16 protein-coding genes and 3 tRNA genes are annotated in these 20293 nt (G+C 63.7%); 4 read left to right on the top strand and 15 right to left on the bottom strand.

The window, feature by feature from the left end; translation table 11 throughout:
* Nucleotides 1-16: 16 nt before the first annotated feature.
* Together ABD654_RS04265 and ABD654_RS04260 are read left to right on the top strand one after the other, a co-directional pair.
* Complete coding sequence (locus ABD654_RS04265) at nucleotides 17-652, top strand: IMPACT family protein (RefSeq protein WP_344702582.1); 636 nt, start codon at nucleotides 17-19, stop codon at nucleotides 650-652.
* Nucleotides 653-690: 38 nt separating this feature from the next.
* Nucleotides 691-1638 carry a tRNA dihydrouridine synthase gene (locus ABD654_RS04260; protein WP_344703087.1) on the top strand — a complete coding sequence of 316 codons (948 nt, stop codon included), beginning with the start codon at nucleotides 691-693 and terminating at the stop codon, nucleotides 1636-1638.
* Between the two features lie 68 nt (nucleotides 1639-1706).
* On the opposite strand, the gene ABD654_RS04255 is transcribed toward ABD654_RS04260, so the two are convergent.
* The 9 genes from ABD654_RS04255 to ABD654_RS04215 form a co-directional block, all read right to left on the bottom strand.
* Nucleotides 1707-1783: transfer RNA gene (locus tag ABD654_RS04255), tRNA-Arg, on the bottom strand.
* A gap of 101 nt (nucleotides 1784-1884) precedes the next feature.
* Nucleotides 1885-1961, bottom strand: a tRNA-Arg gene (locus tag ABD654_RS04250).
* A 23-nt stretch (nucleotides 1962-1984) separates the two neighbouring features.
* Nucleotides 1985-2077: transfer RNA gene (locus ABD654_RS04245), tRNA-Ser, on the bottom strand.
* Between the two features lie 133 nt (nucleotides 2078-2210).
* The gene (gene csrA / locus ABD654_RS04240) at nucleotides 2211-2402 is read right to left on the bottom strand and encodes a carbon storage regulator CsrA (RefSeq protein WP_344702580.1); all 192 of its coding nucleotides are present in this window, start codon (nucleotides 2400-2402) and stop codon (nucleotides 2211-2213) included.
* A gap of 191 nt (nucleotides 2403-2593) precedes the next feature.
* Nucleotides 2594-3844 carry an aspartate kinase gene (locus tag ABD654_RS04235; RefSeq protein WP_344702578.1) on the bottom strand — a complete coding sequence of 417 codons (1251 nt, stop codon included), beginning with the start codon at nucleotides 3842-3844 and terminating at the stop codon, nucleotides 2594-2596.
* Between the two features lie 110 nt (nucleotides 3845-3954).
* Nucleotides 3955-6564 carry an alanine--tRNA ligase gene (gene alaS, locus ABD654_RS04230; RefSeq protein ID WP_344702576.1) on the bottom strand — a complete coding sequence of 870 codons (2610 nt, stop codon included), beginning with the start codon at nucleotides 6562-6564 and terminating at the stop codon, nucleotides 3955-3957.
* A 158-nt stretch (nucleotides 6565-6722) separates the two neighbouring features.
* Complete coding sequence (locus ABD654_RS04225) at nucleotides 6723-7142, bottom strand: regulatory protein RecX (protein WP_344702574.1); 420 nt, start codon at nucleotides 7140-7142, stop codon at nucleotides 6723-6725.
* Between the two features lie 53 nt (nucleotides 7143-7195).
* Nucleotides 7196-8293, bottom strand: coding sequence for a recombinase RecA (gene recA, locus ABD654_RS04220; protein ID WP_344702572.1), 1098 nt, complete (start codon nucleotides 8291-8293; stop codon nucleotides 7196-7198).
* An 80-nt stretch (nucleotides 8294-8373) separates the two neighbouring features.
* Nucleotides 8374-8898, bottom strand: a complete 525-nt coding sequence (locus tag ABD654_RS04215; RefSeq protein ID WP_344702570.1) for a CinA family protein — start codon at nucleotides 8896-8898, stop codon at nucleotides 8374-8376.
* Between the two features lie 147 nt (nucleotides 8899-9045).
* Between ABD654_RS04215 and mutS the strand changes: the two genes are divergently transcribed.
* Both mutS and fdxA read left to right on the top strand, forming a co-directional pair.
* Nucleotides 9046-11616 (top strand): DNA mismatch repair protein MutS, encoded by a 2571-nt coding sequence (mutS, locus tag ABD654_RS04210; protein ID WP_344702568.1) that lies wholly within the window; start codon nucleotides 9046-9048, stop codon nucleotides 11614-11616.
* Nucleotides 11617-11776: 160 nt separating this feature from the next.
* Nucleotides 11777-12100 (top strand): ferredoxin FdxA, encoded by a 324-nt coding sequence (gene fdxA, locus ABD654_RS04205; RefSeq protein WP_344703084.1) that lies wholly within the window; start codon nucleotides 11777-11779, stop codon nucleotides 12098-12100.
* A 607-nt stretch (nucleotides 12101-12707) separates the two neighbouring features.
* Here fdxA and eno read toward each other — a convergent pair.
* From eno to ABD654_RS04175, 6 genes are all read right to left on the bottom strand, one after another.
* Complete coding sequence (eno, locus tag ABD654_RS04200) at nucleotides 12708-13997, bottom strand: phosphopyruvate hydratase (RefSeq protein WP_344702566.1); 1290 nt, start codon at nucleotides 13995-13997, stop codon at nucleotides 12708-12710.
* Between the two features lie 72 nt (nucleotides 13998-14069).
* Entirely contained in the window at nucleotides 14070-14933 is an 864-nt protein-coding gene (gene kdsA, locus ABD654_RS04195; RefSeq protein ID WP_344702564.1) for a 3-deoxy-8-phosphooctulonate synthase, read from the bottom strand.
* A gap of 6 nt (nucleotides 14934-14939) precedes the next feature.
* Complete coding sequence (gene pyrG / locus ABD654_RS04190; protein WP_344702562.1) at nucleotides 14940-16604, bottom strand: CTP synthase; 1665 nt, start codon at nucleotides 16602-16604, stop codon at nucleotides 14940-14942.
* A 137-nt stretch (nucleotides 16605-16741) separates the two neighbouring features.
* Nucleotides 16742-17842: a 3-dehydroquinate synthase gene (gene aroB, locus ABD654_RS04185; RefSeq protein ID WP_344702560.1), complete on the bottom strand. Its 1101-nt coding sequence runs from the start codon at nucleotides 17840-17842 to the stop codon at nucleotides 16742-16744.
* Nucleotides 17843-17882: 40 nt separating this feature from the next.
* Entirely contained in the window at nucleotides 17883-18440 is a 558-nt protein-coding gene (gene aroK / locus ABD654_RS04180) for a shikimate kinase AroK (RefSeq protein WP_344702558.1), read from the bottom strand.
* Nucleotides 18440-20242, bottom strand: a complete 1803-nt coding sequence (locus ABD654_RS04175) for a type IV pilus secretin PilQ (protein WP_344702556.1) — start codon at nucleotides 20240-20242, stop codon at nucleotides 18440-18442. The genes aroK and ABD654_RS04175 overlap by 1 nt, the downstream gene beginning before the upstream one ends.
* Between the last annotated feature and the right edge of the window lie 51 nt (nucleotides 20243-20293).

Below are 20293 nucleotides of genomic sequence, written 5' to 3'. Positions count from 1 at the left end.
ATGCAACGGAGCCCCAATGCGCTACCTCATTCCCTGTCCGGCGACGGATGCCCCTCGGGTAACGGAGATCGACGTCGAAAAAAGCCGGTTTATTGCCTGGCTGTGCCGCACGCCCACGCCGACGGATGCCGAACGTCTGCTGGCCGCCGCCCAAAGCGCGCACCCCGGCGCCACCCACCACTGCACCGCCTTTATTGCCGGTGCGCCCGGCGAGCAGCAAGCCATCGGCTTTGCCGATGACGGTGAGCCCGGCGGCACCGCCGGACGGCCGATGTATCAGGTGCTCGACGGCAGCGGTCTGGGCGAGATCGGCTGCGTGGTCATTCGCTATTTCGGCGGCACCAAGCTGGGTACCGGCGGGCTTGCCCGCGCCTATGCCCAGGCGGTGAGTACCGCGCTGGAAGGCTTGCCGACCCGCGAGGTGGTCGAGCGCGATGCCTACACGCTGCGCCTTGGCTTTGCCCAGGAAGCCGAGGCCCGCGCCTGGTGCAGCGATAACGACATTCCCGTGACCGCCGCGGACTACGACGGCGAAGGCGTTTGCCTGACGCTTGGCTGGCCGCGTGATATTGCCGTTGATTCGACACCGCTGGAAAACCGCCTGAAAGCCAGCGTCACGCTGAGCGCCGCGTCCCGGGACGCCACTTCATGAGCCGCCCTACGCCATACGGCCGCATCGGCCTTGCTCCCATGGAAGGCGTCATCGACGCGGTCACCCGCGAGCTTCTCACCGCTCGCCCGGGCTTTGACTGGACGGTAACCGAGTTCGTTCGCGTGGTGGACGCTCGCCTGCCGCCCCGAGTGTTTTACAAACACTGCCCGGAGCTTGAAACCGGCGCCAACGCCACGCCTACCGGCGTGCCGGTGCACCTTCAGCTGCTCGGCTCTGATGCGGCAGCGCTGGCGGCCAACGCCCGGCAGGCACTGAAGCTTGGCGCTACCGGTATTGACCTGAACTTTGGCTGCCCGACCAAACTGGTCAATCGCCACGACGGCGGGGCCTCGCTGCTGCGCCGTCCGGAGCGGGTGTACCGGGCTGTGCGGGCCGTGTTTGATGCCGTCGGCGAGCGGATTCCCGTCACAGCCAAGATTCGTCTGGGGTTCGCCGACAGGCAATTGGCCGTAGCCTGCGGCCAGGCCGCCGAGCAAGGGGGTGCTTGCCGGCTGGTGGTACATGCCCGAACTCGCAACGAGGGCTATCGCCCGCCGGCCCACTGGGAGTGGATCGGCAAGATACGGCGCCACCTGGCCATACCGGTGGTCGCCAACGGCGATATCTGGACGCTGGAAAACTACTGGAAAGCGCGCACGCTATCCGGCTGCGATGACGTGATGCTCGGCCGCAGCGCGCTGGCCGACCCTTGGCTTGCCGGCCGTATACGCCACTGGCAGCGTACCGGCGAGCGCCTGGCCGACACCACCTGGCCGATGCGCGCCGAGGTGCTGCAGGCCTATGCCCGCCGCCAGCGCCAAACGCTGCCCGAGCGCATTGTTACCTCGCTGGTCAAACAGTGGCTTTCACAGATGCGCCAGCGAAGCGGCGAAGCCGACCTGCATTTCCACCGCGTTAAGCGCCTGACAACGCTGGACGAGCTGCTGGCTGCGCTATCAGCCAGCACGCCCCCGGCCGGCCAATAGCCCAGACGACGCGCCGGCCTTGAACAGCAAAAAACCCGCTTCTCGAAAGAAGCGGGTTTTTCATAAACTGGTGCGCCCGGGAGGATTCGAACCTCCGACCACCTGATTCGTAGTCAGGTACTCTATCCAGCTGAGCTACGGGCGCTTTTTCAGGCCTTGCCTGTATAAAGGTTGCCAAGGCGTGCGTCAGGTTTTGGCAAAACGCTGTCAGGTGCGCAAGCGATAGCGTCGATCCTGATACCTTGGTGGTGCGCCCGGGAGGATTCGAACCTCCGACCACCTGATTCGTAGTCAGGTACTCTATCCAGCTGAGCTACGGGCGCATACCGTTTTGCGTGTGCAGTCATGGCGGAGAGAGAGGGATTCGAACCCTCGATAGGGCTACAAACCCTATACTCCCTTAGCAGGGGAGCGCCTTCAGCCACTCGGCCACCTCTCCTTAACGGCACGGCGCGAATATTACCGATATCAGCCTACCCTGTCTACCCTTTCGTCGATTTTTTTCGCGCTTTGCCGAGCTGGCGGGCGTTATGACCCGGCGTATGCGGGCACGGGGCGGACCAGCCAACCTTTCAGCTTTCCTCGTTTCCTTCGCTATCAAGCTCACGCTGGATGCGCTGATAAATTTCTTCGCGATGGACAGCCACGTCTTTAGGCGCATTAACGCCGATACGCACCTGGTTGCCCTTAACACCGAGCACCGTCACGGTGATCTCGTCACCAATCATCAGGGTTTCACCAACGCGGCGCGTCAGGATTAGCATGGCTGATCTCCTTCTCAGACGTTGATTGCAGCATGCCACCGCCGTCGGCGATGGCCGGTTATGATGCGTCCTGGCATCGTGGTCGCTCACGGTGTCGGCGCGTAGCGCACTCTTCCCGTTGAGTCAGAGCGCGCCGCCAGAGGGTAACAGAGCCTCCCTCAGCGGCGTAGAAGCTTGTAACGATGGCATCGTTAGTCTTGTTCAATATCGGCCTGGTCTAATCCAAACGCCTTGTGCAGCGCCTTGACCGCAAGTTCCATGTGCTTTTCATCGATGACCACGGAAATCTTGATCTCGGAGGTGGAGACCATGCGGATATTGATGTTTTCCTCGGCCAGCACGCGAAACATCTTCGATGCCACCCCGGCGTGCGAGCGCATCCCTACGCCCACCAGCGACACCTTGGCGATGTTGTTATCGCCGCGCAGCTCGCCGCCGCCCAGATCGGGCAGAATGGTTTCTTCGATGAGCTTTCTGGTGGTCTTGTAATCGCCCTTGGCCACGGTAAACGTGAAATCCGTGTAGTCGCCGGCCGGCGCTACGTTTTGCACAATCATGTCGACTTCGATGTTGGCCGCAGCGATCGGATCCAGAATGCGCGATGCCACCCCGGGAATATCCGGCGTGTTCAAAAGCGTCAGCTTGGCTTCGTTTTTATTAAATGCGATACCGGAAATCAGCGGTTCTTCCATAGAGTCCTCGTCTTTGTCGGATTCTGCCACAATAAGCGTGCCGGGGCCGTCCTCGAAACTCGACAGCACCCGAAGGGGGACGTTGTATTTGCCGGCAAATTCAACCGCGCGAATCTGCAAAACCTTCGAGCCCAGGCTTGCAAGCTCCAGCATTTCTTCGACGGTGATGGTTTCCAGCCGGCTGGCCCTGGAGCATACCCGCGGGTCGGTGGTGTAAACGCCGTCAACGTCAGTGTAGATCTGGCATTCGTCGGCGCCCAGCGCCGCTGCCAGCGCCACGCCGGTGGTATCCGAGCCGCCGCGCCCGAGCGTGGTAATGTTGCCGTCTTCATCAACGCCCTGAAAGCCGGCGACCACGACGACTTTACCGGCATCGAGATCGGCTTTGACATCATCGGTTTCAATGCGCTGAATGCGCGCTCGGGTATAGGCGCTGTCGGTATGAATGCCGACCTGGGCACCGGTATGCGAAGTGGCGGGCACGCCTTGCTGCTGAAGCGCCATGGCTAAAAGCGAAATGGTCACCTGCTCGCCGGTGGACAGCAGCATGTCCATTTCCCGCGGGTCGGGATCGCCGTTGAGCGAGGACGCCATATCGGTCAGGCGGTTGGTTTCGCCGCTCATCGCCGAGACCACCACCACGACCTGGTGGCCCTGATCGCGAAAGCCTTTGACTTTTGCTGCGACGGCCTTGATGCGCTCAACCGAGCCCACTGAGGTGCCGCCGAACTTTTGTACGTATAGTGCCATAGAGAGTTGTTTTCCTTATACGCTCGGGAGTGAAAAGTACAGAAAGTACGGAACGAAAAAGACAGGCAGAGACAAACAGGGCCGGGGCAGCCCCGCCCCGGCCCTGTTTTTCAGCGTAGCGCGTTTTCCAGCCAGGCCGGCACGCTGTCAAGCGCCTGTGGCAGCGCTTCCGGCCGGCTGCCGCCGGCCTGGGCCATATCCGGCCGGCCACCGCCTTTGCCGCCCACCTGGGAGGCGACGTGGTTGACCAGCTCGCCGGCTTTGATCCGGCCGGTCAAATCCTTGGTGACCCCGGCAATCAGACTCACTTTCCCGGCGTTTTTGTCGGCTGCCCCCAGCACGATGACCCCGGAGCCCAGCTTGTTTTTCAGCTGGTCCAGCATGCCGCGCAAATCCTTGCCGGAGACGCCGTCAAGCTCGGTGGCCAGCAGCTTGACGCCGGCCACCTCGCAGACCCGGCCGAGCATGTCGCTGCCGGCGGCGCTGGCAAGCTTGGCGCGGGCCTGCTCCAGCTCTTTTTCCAGGGTGCGGTTGCGCTCCAGCAGCGCCTCGACCTTGGTCTCGACCTGCTCGGGCTTGGCTTTCAGCCGCTCGCCGAGGCGGTGTACGCAGGCCTCCTGTGCGTGGAAGTAGGCCAGCGCGGCTTTGCCGGTAATCGCCTCGATACGGCGCACGCCCGAGGCAATGCCGGCTTCGCTGACGATGTGAAAGCAGCCGATATCGCCGCTGCGCGCTACGTGAGTGCCGCCGCAAAGTTCGATGGAAAAATCATCAGCGCCGATGGTCAGCACGCGCACGCTGTCGGCATATTTGGCCTCAAAAAGCGCTGCCGCACCTTTGTCCTTGGCCTCGGCCAGGGTCATCTCTTCGACCAGGGTGGGCGCGTTGGCCAGCACCTGCTCGTTGACCCGCCGCTCGACCTCCGCCAGCTGCTCGGCCGTCATGGACTCAAAGTGGCTGAAGTCAAAGCGCAGCCGCTCGGCGGTCACCAGCGAGCCCTTTTGCTGGACGTGATCGCCCAGCACCAGCCGCAACGCCTTGTGCAACAGATGCGTCGCGGAGTGGTTGCGCACCGTCGCCTGGCGCAGGGTAGCGTCTACCTCGGGGTGCGCCTCGGCGCCGACGGTCAGGGTGCCTTCTACCATCACGCCCTGATGCAGGTGATGGCCGCCCTGCTTTTGCGTGTCGGTGACCTGGAAGTGCCCGCCGGCCACAAACAGATAGCCGGTATCGCCGGCCTGGCCGCCGGACTCGCCGTAAAACGGCGTGCTGTCAAGCACTACAATGCCTTTCTGACCGGCCTCCAGGGCGGCCAGGTCGTTGCCTTCGGCATCAACCAGCGCTACCACCCGAGCGTCGCCCGAGAGCTGCTCGTAGCCGGTAAAGCGCGTCTCGCCTTCGATATCCACCGCGGCGGTATAGTCGGCGCCGAACTGGCTGGCCGCCCGGGCGCGCTCGCGCTGGGCCTCAAGCTCGCGCTGAAAGCCCGCCTCGTCGGGCGCCACGCCGCGCTCGCGGCAGACATCCGCGGTCAGGTCAAACGGGAAGCCGTAGGTGTCGTAAAGCTTGAACACGGTTTCGCCGGGCAGTACATCGCCGGCAAGCTCGTCGAGGGCGGCGTTCAAAAGGCCCATGCCGTGCTCCAGCGTGCGGGCAAACTGCTGCTCTTCCTTGAGCAGGATGCGTTCGATCTGCTCGCGCGTTTCACGCAGCTCCGGGTAGGCGTCGCCCATCTCGGCGTCAAGCGCGGCCACCAGGGTATGGAAAAACGGCTCGGCAGCGCCCAGCTTGTGGCCGTGGCGCACCGCCCGGCGGATGATGCGGCGCAGCACGTAGCCGCGGCCCTCGTTGGACGGCATCACACCGTCGGCAATGAGAAACGCACAGGAGCGGATGTGGTCAGCGATCACGCACAGCGACGGCGCCTGAGTATCATCGTGGCCGGTCGCCTTGGCGGCTGCCTTGAGCAGGTTCTGGAACAGGTCGATTTCGTAGTTGGAGTGCACGCCCTGCATCACCGCGGCCACTCGCTCAAGCCCCATGCCGGTGTCAATGGACGGCTTGGGCAGCTCGTGCAGCGTGCCTTCAGCGTCGCGGTCGTACTGCATGAACACCAGATTCCAGATCTCAATGTAGCGGTCGCCGTCTTCCTCGGCGCTGCCGGGCGGCCCGCCCCAGACGCCTTCGCCGTGATCAAAAAAGATCTCGGAGCTGGGCCCGCAGGGGCCGGTGTCGCCCATCTGCCAGAAGTTGTCTTCGTCGAGCTTGGAAAAACGCTCAGGGTCCACGCCGATCTCGTCTTTCCAGATGCGCTCGGCCTCGTCGTCGCTTGTGTGCACGGTCACCCAGAGCTTTTCCGCCGGCAGCCCCAGAGTCTCGGTGAGAAACGTCCAGGCGTAGCGGATGGCGTCGCGCTTGAAATAGTCGCCGAAGCTGAAGTTGCCCAGCATTTCAAAAAAGGTGTGGTGGCGGGCGGTATAGCCGACGTTGTCCAGGTCGTTGTGCTTGCCGCCGGCGCGCACGCAGCGCTGGGCCGAGGTGGCGCGCACGTAGGGGCGCGGATCGCGACCCAGAAACACGTCCTTGAACGGCACCATGCCGGCGTTGGTAAACAAAAGCGTCGGGTCGTTACCCGGCACAAGCGGGCTGGTCGGCACAACGGTATGGCCGTTTTGCGCGAAAAAATCCAGAAAGGCCTGTCTGATGTCTGCGCTTTGCATAGGGTATCCGTAACGAGAAAGCGTGATGCCCCAGGGCGCTTGATACGCTACCCGCCGGGGTCGCAAAACGCCATTATAGCGAACTTGGGCGCCGACTAAAGCCGCCGTGCAACGCAAGCGCCGCATCCGACAGGTCCGGCAGGCGCGCTAAGGCGGCGTTAAAGGCAGGCCAGCGCATGGCGAATCTGGTCAAATTCAAAGCCCCGGGAGGCCAAAAAGCGCTCCCGGCGGGCGCGCTCTTTGGGGGAATCACCGGGGGTGGAGAAACGCCGGGCCAAGGTGTCCGCGGCCAGCGCAAACCAGTCAACGTTTTCTTGCGCCTCCACCTCGGCAATCGCTCGGCGCTGCACCTCGGATGCCACGCCGCGCTGAGAAAGCTCGCTTTTGATACGCCGCACGCCCTGGCCGCGCAGCACCCGGGCACGCACAAAGCTTTCGGCAAAGCGCGCATCGGACTGCAGCCCCTGCTCGGCCAGGGTATCCAGGCAGTCGGCAATGACGCCCGACTCGACACCCTTGCGCGCCAGGCGGTGCTCCAGTTCGGCCCGGGCATATTCGCGCCGGGCCAGAAAGTTCATCGCCATCTCCCGGGGAGACGGCGAACCATGCTGAAAGCCTGACGGAGCCACGCTTACAGCGGCTCTTCACCGCGCGGCGCGGTGGGCTCTTCGGCCGCTTTCTTGTCCTTTTTATCCTTGCCCGCGCCGGCCGGCTCTTCTTCCTTTTTGGGCTCGGGCTGCGCCAGCAGCTGGGCGCGGATCTGGGATTCGATCTCTTCCATGGTATCGGGGTTGTCTTCCAGGTATTGGGCGGCGTTGGCCTTGCCCTGACCGATTTTCTTGCCCTGGTAGCTGTACCAGGCGCCGGCCTTGTCGACCAGGCTGCACTGTACGCCAAGGTCGACCACTTCGCCGGCGTGGTAGATGCCCTTGCCGTAAAGAATCTGGAATTCGGCCTGGCGGAACGGCGGCGCGACCTTGTTTTTAACCACTTTCACCCGGGTTTCGTTGCCGGTCACCTCGTCGCCGGACTTCACCGAGCCGGTACGGCGAATGTCCAGGCGCACGCTGGAGTAGAACTTCAGCGCGTTGCCGCCGGTGGTGGTTTCCGGGCTGCCGAACATCACCCCGATCTTCATGCGGATCTGGTTGATGAACACCACCATGCAGTTGGCGTTTTTGATATTGCCGGTAATCTTGCGCAGCGCCTGAGACATCAGCCGCGCCTGCAGGCCAACGTGGGCATCGCCCATTTCGCCCTCGATCTCGGCGCGCGGGGTCAGGGCTGCCACGGAGTCGATGATGATCACATCAACGCCGCCGGAGCGTACCAGCATGTCGGTGATTTCCAGCGCCTGCTCGCCGGTATCCGGCTGGGAAACCAGCAAATCGTCAAGGTTGATGCCGAGCTTTTCGGCATAGCTTGGGTCAAGGGCGTGCTCGGCGTCGACAAAGGCGCAGACTTTGCCCTGCTTTTGCGCCTGGGCGATCACCGATAGCGTCAGCGTCGTCTTGCCCGACGACTCCGGGCCGAAAATCTCCACGACGCGACCGTAAGGCAGCCCGCCGATGCCCAGGGCAATATCCAGCCCCAGCGAACCGGTGGACACCGACGGCATGGCTACCCGGGGCGCATCGCCCAGACGCATAACGGTGCCTTTGCCGAACTGTCGATCGATCTGGCCAAGCGCGGCTTCCAGCGCCTTGCTGCGGTTTTGATCCTGAGCCATTCAGTACTTCCTCTCTATAGGCTGTATAATTAACCAGCATTATGCCAAAAAAATGCCGACAAACAAAGGCCGTCCCCGCGTTACGCTGCCTTGTTGTATCCGTCCAGCGCTTCTACCAGCCGGGCCATGGCCTGACGCACGGCTTGTTCGCGCACGGCCTGACGGTCGCCGGGAAAATGCAGACACTCCGCTCGCGGGTTTTGCTCGCTGCCCCAGGCAAGCCACACCGTGCCTACCGGCTTGTCGTCGCTGCCGCCGCCGGGGCCGGCCACGCCGCTCACCGCCACGCCGATATCGGCACCGCTTGCCCGGCAGGCACCGGCCACCATCGCCTTGACCACCGCTTCGCTGACCGCGCCGTGATCGTCCAGCGTAGCCTGGCTTACGCCGAGCATGCGAGTTTTGGCCGCGTTGGCGTAGGTAACAAAGCCGCTGGCAAAGTAGGCCGAGCTGCCCGCCGCCGAAGTAATGGTTTCGGCGATACCGCCGCCGGTACACGACTCAGCGGTGGTGACCTCAACGCCGTGCTCGCAGCAAAGCTTACCCAGCCGCTGGGCCAACAGCGATAGATCCAGGTTTTTCAGGCTCTCAACGCTTGGCGCCATGCGCCCTCCTTCATGTCGTGGGTGGGTTGGGCGTAGAATACCCGCATACGTTGACTCAACGAAACGTCTGTCACGCATTACGCCCGTTCATCCGCCTACGCCCGCCGGGCATGCAGGTGCCCCGGCGCCGCCAACGTCAGGATAGCCATGACCACCACGACCCCGGCGCACACGCCGATGATCGCGCAGTATCTCAACATCAAACGCGACCACCCCGACGTTTTGCTGTTTTACCGCATGGGGGATTTCTACGAGCTGTTTTTCGACGACGCCCGCCGTGCCGCCGCGCTGCTGGACATCACCCTGACCCAGCGCGGCAAGTCCGGCGGCCAGACCATTCCCATGGCGGGCATTCCCTACCATAGCGCCGAAGGCTATCTGGCACGACTGGTCGCGGCCGGCGAATCGGTGGCGATCTGCGAGCAGATCGGCGACCCGCATGCCAGCAAAGGCCCCATGGAGCGCCGCGTGGTGCGTATCGTCACGCCCGGCACGCTCCACGACGAAGCGCTGCTCGACGCCCGAAAGGATAACCTGCTGGCCGCCGTTGCCCCCGCGCGTGATGCCTGGGGGCTTGCCTGGCTGGAGCTTTCCAGCGGGCGCTTTTCGGTGCTGGAAGTGGAAAGCGAAGCGGAGATGCTCGCCGAGCTTACGCGGCTGTCCCCGGCGGAGCTGATTTTGCCCGAGAGCATGGCGCTGCCCGACGCGCTTGCCAACCATCGCGGCCTGCGCCGCCAGGGCGAGTGGCTGTTTGACGCCGAAAGCGCCACGCGCATTCTCTGCCGCCAGTTCGCGGTCAACGACCTGCGCGGCTTTGGCTGCGCGCATCTGCACGCCGCGCTGATCAGTGCCGGGGTGCTGATCGACTACGCCCGGGACACCCAGCGCTCGGCTCTGCCCCACGTCAACGCCATCGGCGTGGAAAGCCGCGATGACACCGTGGTCATCGACGCCGCCAGCCGGCGCAACCTGGAAATCGACCAGAACCTCGCCGGCGGGGCCGACAACACCCTGGCAAGCATTATGGATACCTGCACCACGGCCATGGGCTCAAGGCTGCTCAAGCGCTGGCTGAATCGTCCGCTGCGCCAGCGCGACGTGGTTAGCGCCCGCCAGGCCGGCGTGGCGCTGCTGGGCGCTGACGCCGCCTGGATGGCGCTGCGCGACACGCTCGCCGGGGTGGGTGACGTAGAGCGCATCCTCGCCCGGGTGGCGCTTTACAGCGCCCGCCCCCGGGATCTCGCCCGGCTGCGCGATGCGCTGGCCACGCTGCCGGATCTCGAACGCGACCTCAGCGCGGTGGAAAACGGCAGCGCGCTGGACGCGCTGCGCCCGCACATCACGCCCTACCCCGACATCGCCGATACCCTGGAACGGGCGATCATCGACAACCCGCCGGTGGTGCTGCGCGACGGCGGCGTCATCCGCGAAGGCTTTGACGCCGAGCTCGACGAGCAGCGCGGCATGGCTGAAAACGCCGGGGAATACCTGGTGCGGCTGGAAACCCGGGAGCGCGAGCGCACCGGCCTTGCCAACCTCAAGGTCGGCTACAACCGCGTACACGGCTACTACATCGAGCTGCCCCGGGCCCAGGCCCGGGAGGCGCCGGCGGACTATATTCGCCGCCAGACGCTGAAAAACGCCGAGCGCTTTATTATCCCCGAGCTCAAGGAGTTCGAGGACAAGGCGCTGTCGGCCAAATCCCGAGCGCTGGCCCGGGAAAAACACCTCTACGACGCGCTGCTGGAAACGCTCAACGCCGAGCTTGACACCCTGCAGGCCACTTCCCGAGCGCTGGCCGAGCTGGACGTGCTGTGCACCTTTGCCGAGCGCGCCGAGACGCTTGGCTGGATACGCCCCACCCTGACCGACAAAACCGGCCTTGCCATTCACGCCGGACGCCATCCGGTCGTCGAGCAGGTCAGCCGCGAGCCGTTTGTGCCCAACGACGTAGCGCTTAGCGCCGAGCGCCACATGCTGGTGATTACCGGGCCCAACATGGGCGGTAAATCCACCTACATGCGCCAGACAGCGCTGATTGCCCTGCTCGCCCACTGCGGCAGCTTCGTGCCCGCGGATAGCGCCGACATCGGCCCGCTGGACCGCATCTTTACCCGCATTGGCTCATCGGACGACCTGGCCGGCGGGCGCTCGACGTTTATGGTGGAAATGACCGAAACGGCCAACATTCTGCACAACGCCACCGCCCAGAGTCTGGTGCTGATGGATGAAATCGGCCGCGGCACCAGCACCTTCGACGGCCTGTCGCTTGCCTGGGCCAGCGCCGAGCACCTGGCGGACACCCGAGCGCTGACGCTGTTCGCCACCCACTACTTCGAGATGACCGCGCTGCCCGAACAGCGCAACGGCGTGGCCAACATCCACCTGACGGCCACCGAGCACGGCGAGGATATTGTGTTCATGCACCGCATCGAAGACGGGCCGGCAAGCCAGAGCTACGGGCTCCAGGTCGCACGGCTTGCCGGCGTGCCGGCGCCGGTGCTGCAACGAGCCCGAGAAAAGCTCGGCACCCTGGAGCCGCCGGACGATGCGTCAATGACCGCCCAGCCAAGCGTCGAAGCGCCGGCTTGCCGGCAAACCGATCTCTTTGCCCAGGCGTCACATCCGCTCATCAAGGCGCTGGAAACCCTCGACGTGGATGACATTTCGCCGCGCCGGGCGCTTGAGCTGTTATATGAATGGCAGGGCCGTCTGTAATATACTTCCGGGCCACCAACGTGCGGGCAAAGCACCCGGAACACGCTGCCCTATCGGCGCCCGGCGCCGACTTTTACCTGCTTCGCCGCGTTTGCCTTTTACAACGTGACTGATGACCAGCGGCCGAACCAACGCTTGGCCGCGCAAGAGGGATACCGCGATGACGTTTGTCGTGACAGAAAATTGCATCCAGTGCAAATACACCGACTGCGTGGAAGTCTGCCCTGTGGACTGTTTCTACGAAGGGCCCAACTTTCTGGTGATTCACCCGGATGAGTGCATTGACTGCGCGCTGTGTGAGCCAGAATGCCCGGCCGAGGCCATTTTTTCTGAAGATGAGCTACCCAAGGGGCAAGAGCAGTTTATCGAGATCAACGCTGAGCTGGCAGAAGAGTGGCCCAACATTGCCGAAAAGAAAGACCCGCTGCCCGACGCCGAGGCGTGGGACGGCAAGAGCGGCAAGATCGACAAGCTTGAGCGCTGAGGGCTTTGCCTGATCGCCGGCTGTGACCGGCGATCAGGCATAAAAAAAGCGGCCCGCAGGCCGCTCGCTTCCAGCATTCCTCTGGCGCTTCCTGTGCCAGACCCCGACGCTTCCCCGAAGGGTTTTCGTCGACGTTGTCCCTTGGCGCTTTCCCTGCCGGGGCCGACGGTTCCTGTCTCACCCGGCGCGCCTTGATCACACGTTACAGCGTGGTGCTGCACTGTGCGTATGCGTCGTCGCGCTTGCGCGCGGCGCTGGCATCCTGCCTGCGAGCTGTCTTTTCCAAGCGCTTTCTCTTCCAAGAAGCTTCTTTTTCAAAAGCCCGCTCTTCCAAGAACGTGCTTTTCCAAGCACATGCCGGCTTGTTCGCTCTCCGGCTCGCTTTTCCTGTGCACAGTATCTGCATATTACGCATACACTTCAAGACCGCCAGAAACACAAAGGGCGAGCCGTTTCGGCCCGCCCTTTACGCTGACGTTGTATAAACAAGCAGTTATCGGCTTTCGCAATCGCGGCTCGGCGCATTAAGCGCGATTATCGCCGCTCTGTGTAAGCAATATCTTACATAAAAAGAGACATCGCCGCCGCTTTTTCTGGCCGCCCGGCTCTACTGGCCTTTGATGGCCTTGCGCCCGGGATACACCGCGCCTTCCAGTTCAGACTCGATGACCAGCAGCCGATTATATTTGGCCACGCGATCCGAGCGGCACAGCGAACCGGTTTTGATCTGGCCGGCCGCGGTTGCCACCGCCAGATCGGCAATGGTGGTGTCTTCGGTCTCGCCGCTGCGGTGGGAAATGACCGCGGTAAAGCCGGCGTTCTGCGCCATTTTGATGGCGTCCAGCGTCTCGGACAGCGAACCGATCTGGTTGAACTTGATCAGAATCGAGTTGCCGATGTGCTCGTCGATGCCGCGCTTGAGAATCCGGGTGTTGGTCACAAACAGGTCATCCCCCACCAGTTGAACCCGCTCGCCCAGCCTGTCGGTCAGCGCTTTCCAGCCGTCCCAGTCGGACTCGTCCATGCCGTCCTCGATAGAGACGATCGGATAGTCCTCGCACAGACCGACCAGGTAGTCGGTAAAGCCGTCGGCGTCGTAGCGCTTGCCTTCGCCGGCCAGATGGTACTGGCCGTTGTCGTAGAACTCGCTGGAAGCGCAGTCCAGCGCCAGGGTAACGTCGTCCCCCAGCGTGTAGCCCGCCGCTTCCACGGCCTGCTTGATCACGGCAAGCGCCTCGGCGTTGGACGCAAGGTTCGGCGCAAAACCGCCCTCGTCGCCAACCGAGGTGGAAAGGCCGCGCTCGGCAAGCACCTTTTTCAGCGCGTGGAACACTTCGGCGCCGACGCGCAGCGCTTCGCTGAAGCTTTTGGCGCCCACCGGCTGAATCATGAACTCCTGGATATCCACGTTGTTATCGGCATGCTCGCCGCCGTTGAGGATATTCATCATGGGCACCGGCATGCTGTACACGCCCGGCGTGCCGTAAAGCTCGGCGATGTGGGCGTAAAGCGCCACGCCCCTGGCGCTGGCCGCGGCCTTGGCGGCGGCCAGCGACACCGCCAGAATGGCGTTGGCGCCCAGCGTGGCTTTGTTGTCAGTGCCGTCGAGCTCCAGCATGGTGCGATCCAGAACACGCTGGTCGCAGGCGTCCAGGCCGATAAGCGCCTCGCGAATCCTGCCGTTGACCGCGTCTACTGCCTTTTGCACGCCCTTGCCCAGGTAGCGGGCCTTGTCGCCGTCGCGCAGCTCAAGCGCTTCACGCGAGCCGGTAGAGGCCCCGCTCGGCGCACAGGCATCGCCGGTGGCACCGCCGGCCAGGTACACCGTGGCAAACACCGTGGGATTGCCCCGAGAATCCAGCACTTCCAACGCGCGAATATCAACAATCTTGCTCATCAAGGTGTCCTTTTTATCGTGACCGAAAAGGTCTTGTCTGTGGCGCACGGCAAACCCGAGCCGGCAGTGCGATTAGCCGGTGGTCAGCGGGGCAAACCCCTTGACCGCTTCGTCCAGCGTGGCGAGCTGGCGCAAAAACGGGGCCAGCTGCTCCAGCGGCAGCGCACAGGGGCCGTCGCAGCGGGCGCGGTCCGGGTCGGGGTGGGCTTCCAGAAAAAGCCCGGCAAGCCCGGTGGCTACGCCGGCCCGGGCCAGCTCAGCCACCTGGGCGCGGCGGCCGTCGGCGCCGTCTGCGCGCCCGCCGGGGCGCTGCAGGGCGTGGGTAACGTCGAAAAACACCGGGTAGCCGGTTCGTTTGAGCTCGCCGAAACCGAGCATATCCACCACCAGGTTGTTATAGCCGAAGCTTGTGCCGCGCTCGCACAGCATGAGCCGGTCATTGCCCGCCTCGCGGCACTTGGCAATGATGTGGCGCATCTCGTGCGGGGCGAGAAACTGCGGCTTTTTGATGTTGATCACAGCACCGGTTTGCGCCATGGCCACCACCAGATCGGTCTGACGGGCGAGAAACGCCGGCAGCTGGATGATATCCGCCACCTCGGCGGCGGGAGCGGCCTGCCAGGGCTCGTGCACGTCGGTGATCACCGGCACGCCGTAGCGCGCCTTGATGTCGGCGAGCATCTGCAGCCCTTTTTCCAGCCCCGGCCCGCGAAACGCGTGGATGGAGCTGCGGTTGGCCTTGTCGAAGCTGGCCTTGTAGACGTAGGGCATCGAAAGCGCCCGGGTAGCCTCGACAAAAGCGCAGGCCACCTCGTCGGCCAGCGCCGCAGACTCCAGCACGTTCATTCCGCCCAGCAGCATCAGCGGCAGCGAATTGGCAGCGCGCAGGCCGGCGACTTCAACACAGCGTTCGTCAACGTCGAGCAGCTGGCTCATGCAGGACTACTCCTGGTGCGCGGCTTTTGCCGAATGGGCGCGGGTGCGGGCGGTCTTGTGCTCGACCGCTGCGCTGATAAACCCGCTGAACAGCGGATGGCCGTCCCGGGGCGTTGAGGTGAACTCCGGGTGGAACTGACAGGCCACATACCAGGGATGTTCGGCAAGCTCGACGACTTCCACCAGCGTGCGGTCAACGCTGCGCCCGGAAACGATCAGCCCGGCTGCCTCCAGCCCTTCAACGAACTGGTCGTTGACCTCAAAGCGGTGGCGATGACGCTCGACGATTTCATCGGCGCCGTAGGCATCGCGCGCTCGGGTGCCCGGCTCCAGGCGGCAAATCTGGCCGCCCAGGCGCATGGTGCCGCCCAGATCCGAGGCGGCGTCGCGCAGCTCGATCTTGCCTTCGGCGTTGAGCCATTCGGTAATCAGCCCCACCACCGGGTGCTGGGTATCGTGGGTGAACTCGGTGGAGTTGGCGTCTTCCCAGCCGGCGACGTGACGGGCAAACTCGATCACCGCCACCTGCAGCCCCAGGCAGATGCCCAGATAAGGTACCTTGTTTTCCCGGGCAAACTGCGCGGCCATGATCTTGCCTTCCACGCCGCGTTCGCCAAAGCCGCCGGGGACCAAAATGGCATCCTTGCCCGCCAGCCGCTCGGTGCCGTGGCGCTCGATGTCCTCGGCGTCAACGTAGTCGATGTTGACCTTGATGCGCCCTTGAATGCCGGCGTGAATCAGCGCTTCGTTGAGCGACTTGTAGGCATCCAGCAGCTCCATGTACTTGCCCACCATGGCGATGCTCACCGATTTCAGCGGGTTGAGCTTGGCGTCAAGCACGTGAATCCACTCGGTCAGGTCGGCTTCACCGGCGTCCAGGCGCAGCTTGTCGCAGACGATATCGTCCAGGCCGTGCTCGTGGAGCATCAGCGGGATGCGATAGATCGTGTCGGCGTCCTGAAGCGGCACCACGGCGCGCTCTTCTACGTTGGTAAAAAGCGCGATCTTGCGCCGCTCGGCTTCCTCGAGCTCGACTTCGCTGCGACAAATCAGGATATCCGGCTGGATACCGATGGAGCGCAGCTCCTTGACGCTGTGCTGGGTGGGCTTGGTCTTGGTTTCCCCGGCGGTGGCGATGTAGGGCACCAGCGTCAGGTGCATATAGATCGCCCGGCTGGCGCCCAGCTCGCTTCTGATCTGGCGGATGGCTTCAAGAAACGGCAATGATTCAATATCGCCTACGGTGCCGCCGATTTCCACCAGCGCCACGTCGAAGCCTTCGCCGCCGGCGTAGACCCGACGCTTGATCTCATCGGTAATGTGCGGGATCACCTGCACCGTGCCGCCCAGGTAGTCACCGCGGCGCTCGCGGCGCAGTACGTGCTCGTAGACACGCCCGGTGGTGAAGTTGTTGCCCTGGGTCATCCGGGTGCGAATGAAGCGCTCATAGTGGCCCAGATCCAGATCCGTTTCGGCGCCATCCTCGGTGACGAATACTTCACCGTGCTGAAAAGGGCTCATGGTGCCCGGGTCGACGTTGATGTAGGGGTCGAGCTTGAGCATGGTGACCTTGAGGCCGCGCGCTTCAAGGATCGCCGCCAGCGAGGCGGAGGCGATGCCCTTGCCAAGAGAGGACACAACGCCGCCGGTCACGAAGATATATCGTGTCATGGAAAACCTGTCGAAACGTGATCAGAAGGCACGGCAGAGAGCCACGCCAGGATGGGGCGGCAGAATAGCAGAATCGCCGATAAGGCTCAATTTGCCGGTGGACAAAACGCCTTCAGCCGCAAGACACGAAGCGCTGCTTATGGATAGCCGTCCAACAGGTCGTCGAGCGTCGCAGCCGGCGTCTCAGCGCTGATGCAGGCCTCCCCCGGCGCGCGCAGCAAGACCAGGCGCAGCGTATCGTCAATGTTTTTCTTGTCTCTTCGCATGTGCGTCAAAAACGCCTCGCGGCCCATGCCGCGCGGGGGGTCAAGGGGCAGCCCGGCGGCTTGAATCACGGCCCGACAGCGCTTGAGCGCGCCGGCATCGATCCAGCCCAATCGGTGGGAAAGCGCCGCCGCCATGGCCATGCCCGCGCCCACGGCTTCGCCGTGCAGCCAGGCGCCGTAGCCCTGCTCGGCCTCAATGGCGTGGCCGAAGGTGTGGCCCAGGTTCAAAAGCGCGCGCACGCCCTGTTCGGTTTCATCTTCGGCCACTATCTCGGCTTTGATCGCACAGCTTCGGGCAATGGCGTAGGCCAGCCGATCGCCGCTGCCGTCACGCAGCGCGGCCATGTTGGCTTCCAGCCAGGCGAGAAAGTCGGCGTCGCGGATCAGACCGTATTTGATGACCTCGGCCAGGCCGGCGGAAAGTTCGCGCGCCGGCAGCGTAGCCAGGGTGTTGATATCTACCACCACGGCCCGGGGCTGCCAGAACGCGCCGATCATGTTCTTGCCCAGCCGATGGTTGACGCCGGTCTTGCCGCCCACCGAAGAGTCCACCTGGGCCAGCAGCGTGGTGGGCACCTGAATAAACGCCACTCCGCGCTGGTAGCTGGCGGCGGCAAAGCCGGTCATGTCGCCGATGACGCCGCCGCCCAGCGCAATCAGCGTACAGCGGCGGTTGAAGCCGGCCTCAAGCAGCGCATCCCAAATACGCTCGACGTATTCCACCGACTTGTAGGCTTCGCCGTCGGGCAGCACCACCGTGCGCACGTCCAGCCCGGCGGGCAGCGCTGCGCGCAGGGCATCCAGATACAGCGGGGCGACGGTCTCGTTGGTGACAATCATCACCTGCCGGCCGGCCAGGTACGGCGCAATGGCGTCGGCGCGGCCGATCAGGCCGGTGCCGATATAAATGGGGTAGCTGCGCGCCTCCAGGGCAACGCTGAGCGTGCGCAACACGCCGTCGATGGGCTTCATGGCATTACCTCAAGCGATTGAAGGGGCGAAACGGCAGCGATCAGGGCGCTGCTCGGGTATCGCTGTGCTGCAGCGGGTCCGCCAGCCGCCGCACACGGCGCAAAATGTCGTTGACCACGGAACGGGGCCCGCGCCGGTCGGTGCGAACTATCAGATCTGCCGTGGCGCGATACAGCGGGTCGCGCCGGGCATACATGGCGTTCAGCACCTGCTCGCGGTTGTCACACTGCAAAAGCGGCCGGCTGCGGTCCCGGGCGGTACGCCTGAGCTGCTGTTCGACGGTGGTGAACAGATACACCACCGTGCCGCGCTCGCGCAGGGCGCGGCGGTTTTCTTCACGCAGCACCGCGCCGCCGCCGGTGGCCAGCACAACGTCTTCACGCCGGGTCAGCTCGTCGATCATGTGCATTTCCCGCTGGCGAAAGCCGGCCTCGCCTTCCACATCGAAAATCCACGGAATATCAGCACCGCAGCGCGCCTCGATCACGTGGTCGCTGTCGAGAAATTCCCGGGACAGCTCACTTGCCAGCAAGCGGCCGATGGTGCTTTTGCCGGCCCCCATGGGGCCAATTAAAAAAAGATTGGGTACCTGCTGCATTAGCGAACCGCCAGACCATCGTCGAGAAGCCGTGGAGTGATAAACACCAGCAATTCTACCTTTTCGTTGCGCTTTTCGGTAGAACGAAACAATTTGCCGATCACCGGCAAATCCCCCAGCAGCGGCGTCTTGGCAACCTGGCGCAGCTCTTCGGTGCTCAAAATACCGCCAAGCACCACGGTCTGGCCGTTATCCACCAGCACCTGGGTTTCGATGGTGTTGGTGTCGATGGGCGGCTCGCCGTCGAATTCAGAGTCGCGAAAGCTGTCTTTGTTGATCACAAGATCCATGATGATGCGATCATCCGGGGTGATCTGCGGGGTAACCTCCAGCGAGAGGTTCGCCTCTTTGAACTCGGTGTCCGGGTTATCGTTGCCGTCTACGCTCTGGTAGGCCCGCTCTTCCCCCTGGCTGATGGTCGCCTTGCGCCGGTTGGCCGTAATAATGCGCGGCTGGGAAATGGTCTGGCTTTTGCCTTCGCTTTCCAGCGCCTTGAGTTCAAGGTCCAGCAAGATATCGCCGGACAGGTAGCCAAATCCGAAGGTGGTAGCGCCGCTGCCCCCGGGCCCCATGTCGACAGAAAGGCCGTTGTTTTCCCGGGCGCCTGATGCGGTAACCGCGCCGCTAAGGTCGACATTGCCGTTGCTGCTGCCGGAGGACAGGCCCCATTTAACGCCCAGTTCCTGAGAGGCTGAATCCCGGGCAATCACAATGCGCGCCTCGATCTGCACCTGGCGCACGGCCACGTCCAGACGATCCAGCGTATCGATAATCACGCCAAGCTGCTCGGCGGTATCCTGCACCATCAGGGTGTTGGTGCGCTGGTCAACGGCGACGCGGCCGCGCTCGGTCAGCAGGCCAAATCCGCTGCGGCCGCCGCTGACCTGCCCAAGGGTCTGCCCGCTGCGGCCGGCCTGGGTCTGGCCGGCACTACGCCTCTCGCCTGCATCAGGGCTTTCGCTTGCCGTACTGCCGCCGCGCAAAAGCTGTGCCAGATCCTCTGCGCGGGCGTATTTGATCTCGATAAAGCGCGTCTGCAGCGGCGCCAGGGTTTGCTGCTGGGTACGCGCCTGCAGCCGCTGGCGCTCCATCTCGGCAAGTTCTTCCGCCGGCGCTACCACCATTACATTGCCGTTTTTACGGCTGGCAAGCCCCTGGCTTTGCAAGATCAGCTCCAGCGCCTGGTCCCAGGGCACGTTGTTCAAGTTCAGCGTAACCCGGCCGTCGACGCTGTCGCTTGCCACAATGTTCAGGCCGGTAAAGTCGGCAAGCGTCGAGAGCACGGCGCGAACCTGAATATCCTGGAAGTTCAGGCTCAACCGCTTGCCCGAATACTGCGCCTTCCCGCCGGCATCGGGCGCTGAAGGCGCGTTTGGCAGCGCCGTCCCGGCCGGCTCGATCACCACGGTGACGACACGGCCGCTGTGCGACGTCACCATGGCGTAGGGGCCGTCGATGCTCAGCTGCAGCCGGGTGCTGCCAGGGCTGACCTGGGGCACGATACGCGTCACCGGCGTGCCGAAATCCGTTACGTCATAGATCTGGTTGAGCGCGGCGGGCAGCGGGCTGTCACCCAGGTCCACCACAACGCGATTATTGCCGCTTTTGCTCACCTCCGGGCGCACGCCGCCGTGCTTAAACGTAATCGCCAGCCGGCCGGCATCTGCCGGGCCGCGGTGAAAATCGATATCCTCCACCGCCGCTCCCGGCTGCGCCACGGCCGGCTGGGCGCCCGCCGCGCTCAGCCACAGCGCGGCGCATACCAGCCGTAACACTCCGGCCTGCCGCCGTATTATTGTCATCAGCATGTCTTGTCCAACGTTGGTAGCGTCATTTTGTTGATAGGGCACGCG

It is taken from the genome of Halomonas cibimaris (genome assembly GCF_039537045.1).
GTDB classification, from domain to species: Bacteria; Pseudomonadota; Gammaproteobacteria; order Pseudomonadales; family Halomonadaceae; genus Vreelandella; species Vreelandella cibimaris.
The sequence above is the reverse complement of the archived record's forward strand: the minus strand, read 5'-3'. Positions and strand labels throughout refer to the sequence as shown.

Excerpts from the sequence above, each read along its gene's own strand:
- ABD654_RS04260 (WP_344703087.1), top strand. The coding sequence starts at position 691 with ATGGAAGGCGTCATCGACGCGGTCACCCGCGAGCTTCTCACCGCTCGC.
- aroK (WP_344702558.1), bottom strand. The coding sequence starts at position 18,440 with ATGCAGCAGGTACCCAATCTTTTTTTAATTGGCCCCATGGGGGCCGGC.
- recA (WP_344702572.1), bottom strand. The coding sequence starts at position 8,293 with ATGGCTCAGGATCAAAACCGCAGCAAGGCGCTGGAAGCCGCGCTTGGC.
- aroB (WP_344702560.1), bottom strand. The coding sequence starts at position 17,842 with ATGAAGCCCATCGACGGCGTGTTGCGCACGCTCAGCGTTGCCCTGGAG.
- fdxA (WP_344703084.1), top strand. The coding sequence starts at position 11,777 with ATGACGTTTGTCGTGACAGAAAATTGCATCCAGTGCAAATACACCGAC.
- ABD654_RS04225 (WP_344702574.1), bottom strand. The coding sequence starts at position 7,142 with ATGAACTTTCTGGCCCGGCGCGAATATGCCCGGGCCGAACTGGAGCAC.
- ABD654_RS04215 (WP_344702570.1), bottom strand. The coding sequence starts at position 8,898 with ATGGCGCCAAGCGTTGAGAGCCTGAAAAACCTGGATCTATCGCTGTTG.
- ABD654_RS04265 (WP_344702582.1), top strand. The coding sequence starts at position 17 with ATGCGCTACCTCATTCCCTGTCCGGCGACGGATGCCCCTCGGGTAACG.
- alaS (WP_344702576.1), bottom strand. The coding sequence starts at position 6,564 with ATGCAAAGCGCAGACATCAGACAGGCCTTTCTGGATTTTTTCGCGCAA.
- kdsA (WP_344702564.1), bottom strand. The coding sequence starts at position 14,933 with ATGAGCCAGCTGCTCGACGTTGACGAACGCTGTGTTGAAGTCGCCGGC.
- ABD654_RS04235 (WP_344702578.1), bottom strand. The coding sequence starts at position 3,844 with ATGGCACTATACGTACAAAAGTTCGGCGGCACCTCAGTGGGCTCGGTT.
- ABD654_RS04175 (WP_344702556.1), bottom strand. The coding sequence starts at position 20,242 with ATGACAATAATACGGCGGCAGGCCGGAGTGTTACGGCTGGTATGCGCC.
- eno (WP_344702566.1), bottom strand. The coding sequence starts at position 13,997 with ATGAGCAAGATTGTTGATATTCGCGCGTTGGAAGTGCTGGATTCTCGG.
- mutS (WP_344702568.1), top strand. The coding sequence starts at position 9,046 with ATGACCACCACGACCCCGGCGCACACGCCGATGATCGCGCAGTATCTC.
- csrA (WP_344702580.1), bottom strand. The coding sequence starts at position 2,402 with ATGCTAATCCTGACGCGCCGCGTTGGTGAAACCCTGATGATTGGTGAC.
- pyrG (WP_344702562.1), bottom strand. The coding sequence starts at position 16,604 with ATGACACGATATATCTTCGTGACCGGCGGCGTTGTGTCCTCTCTTGGC.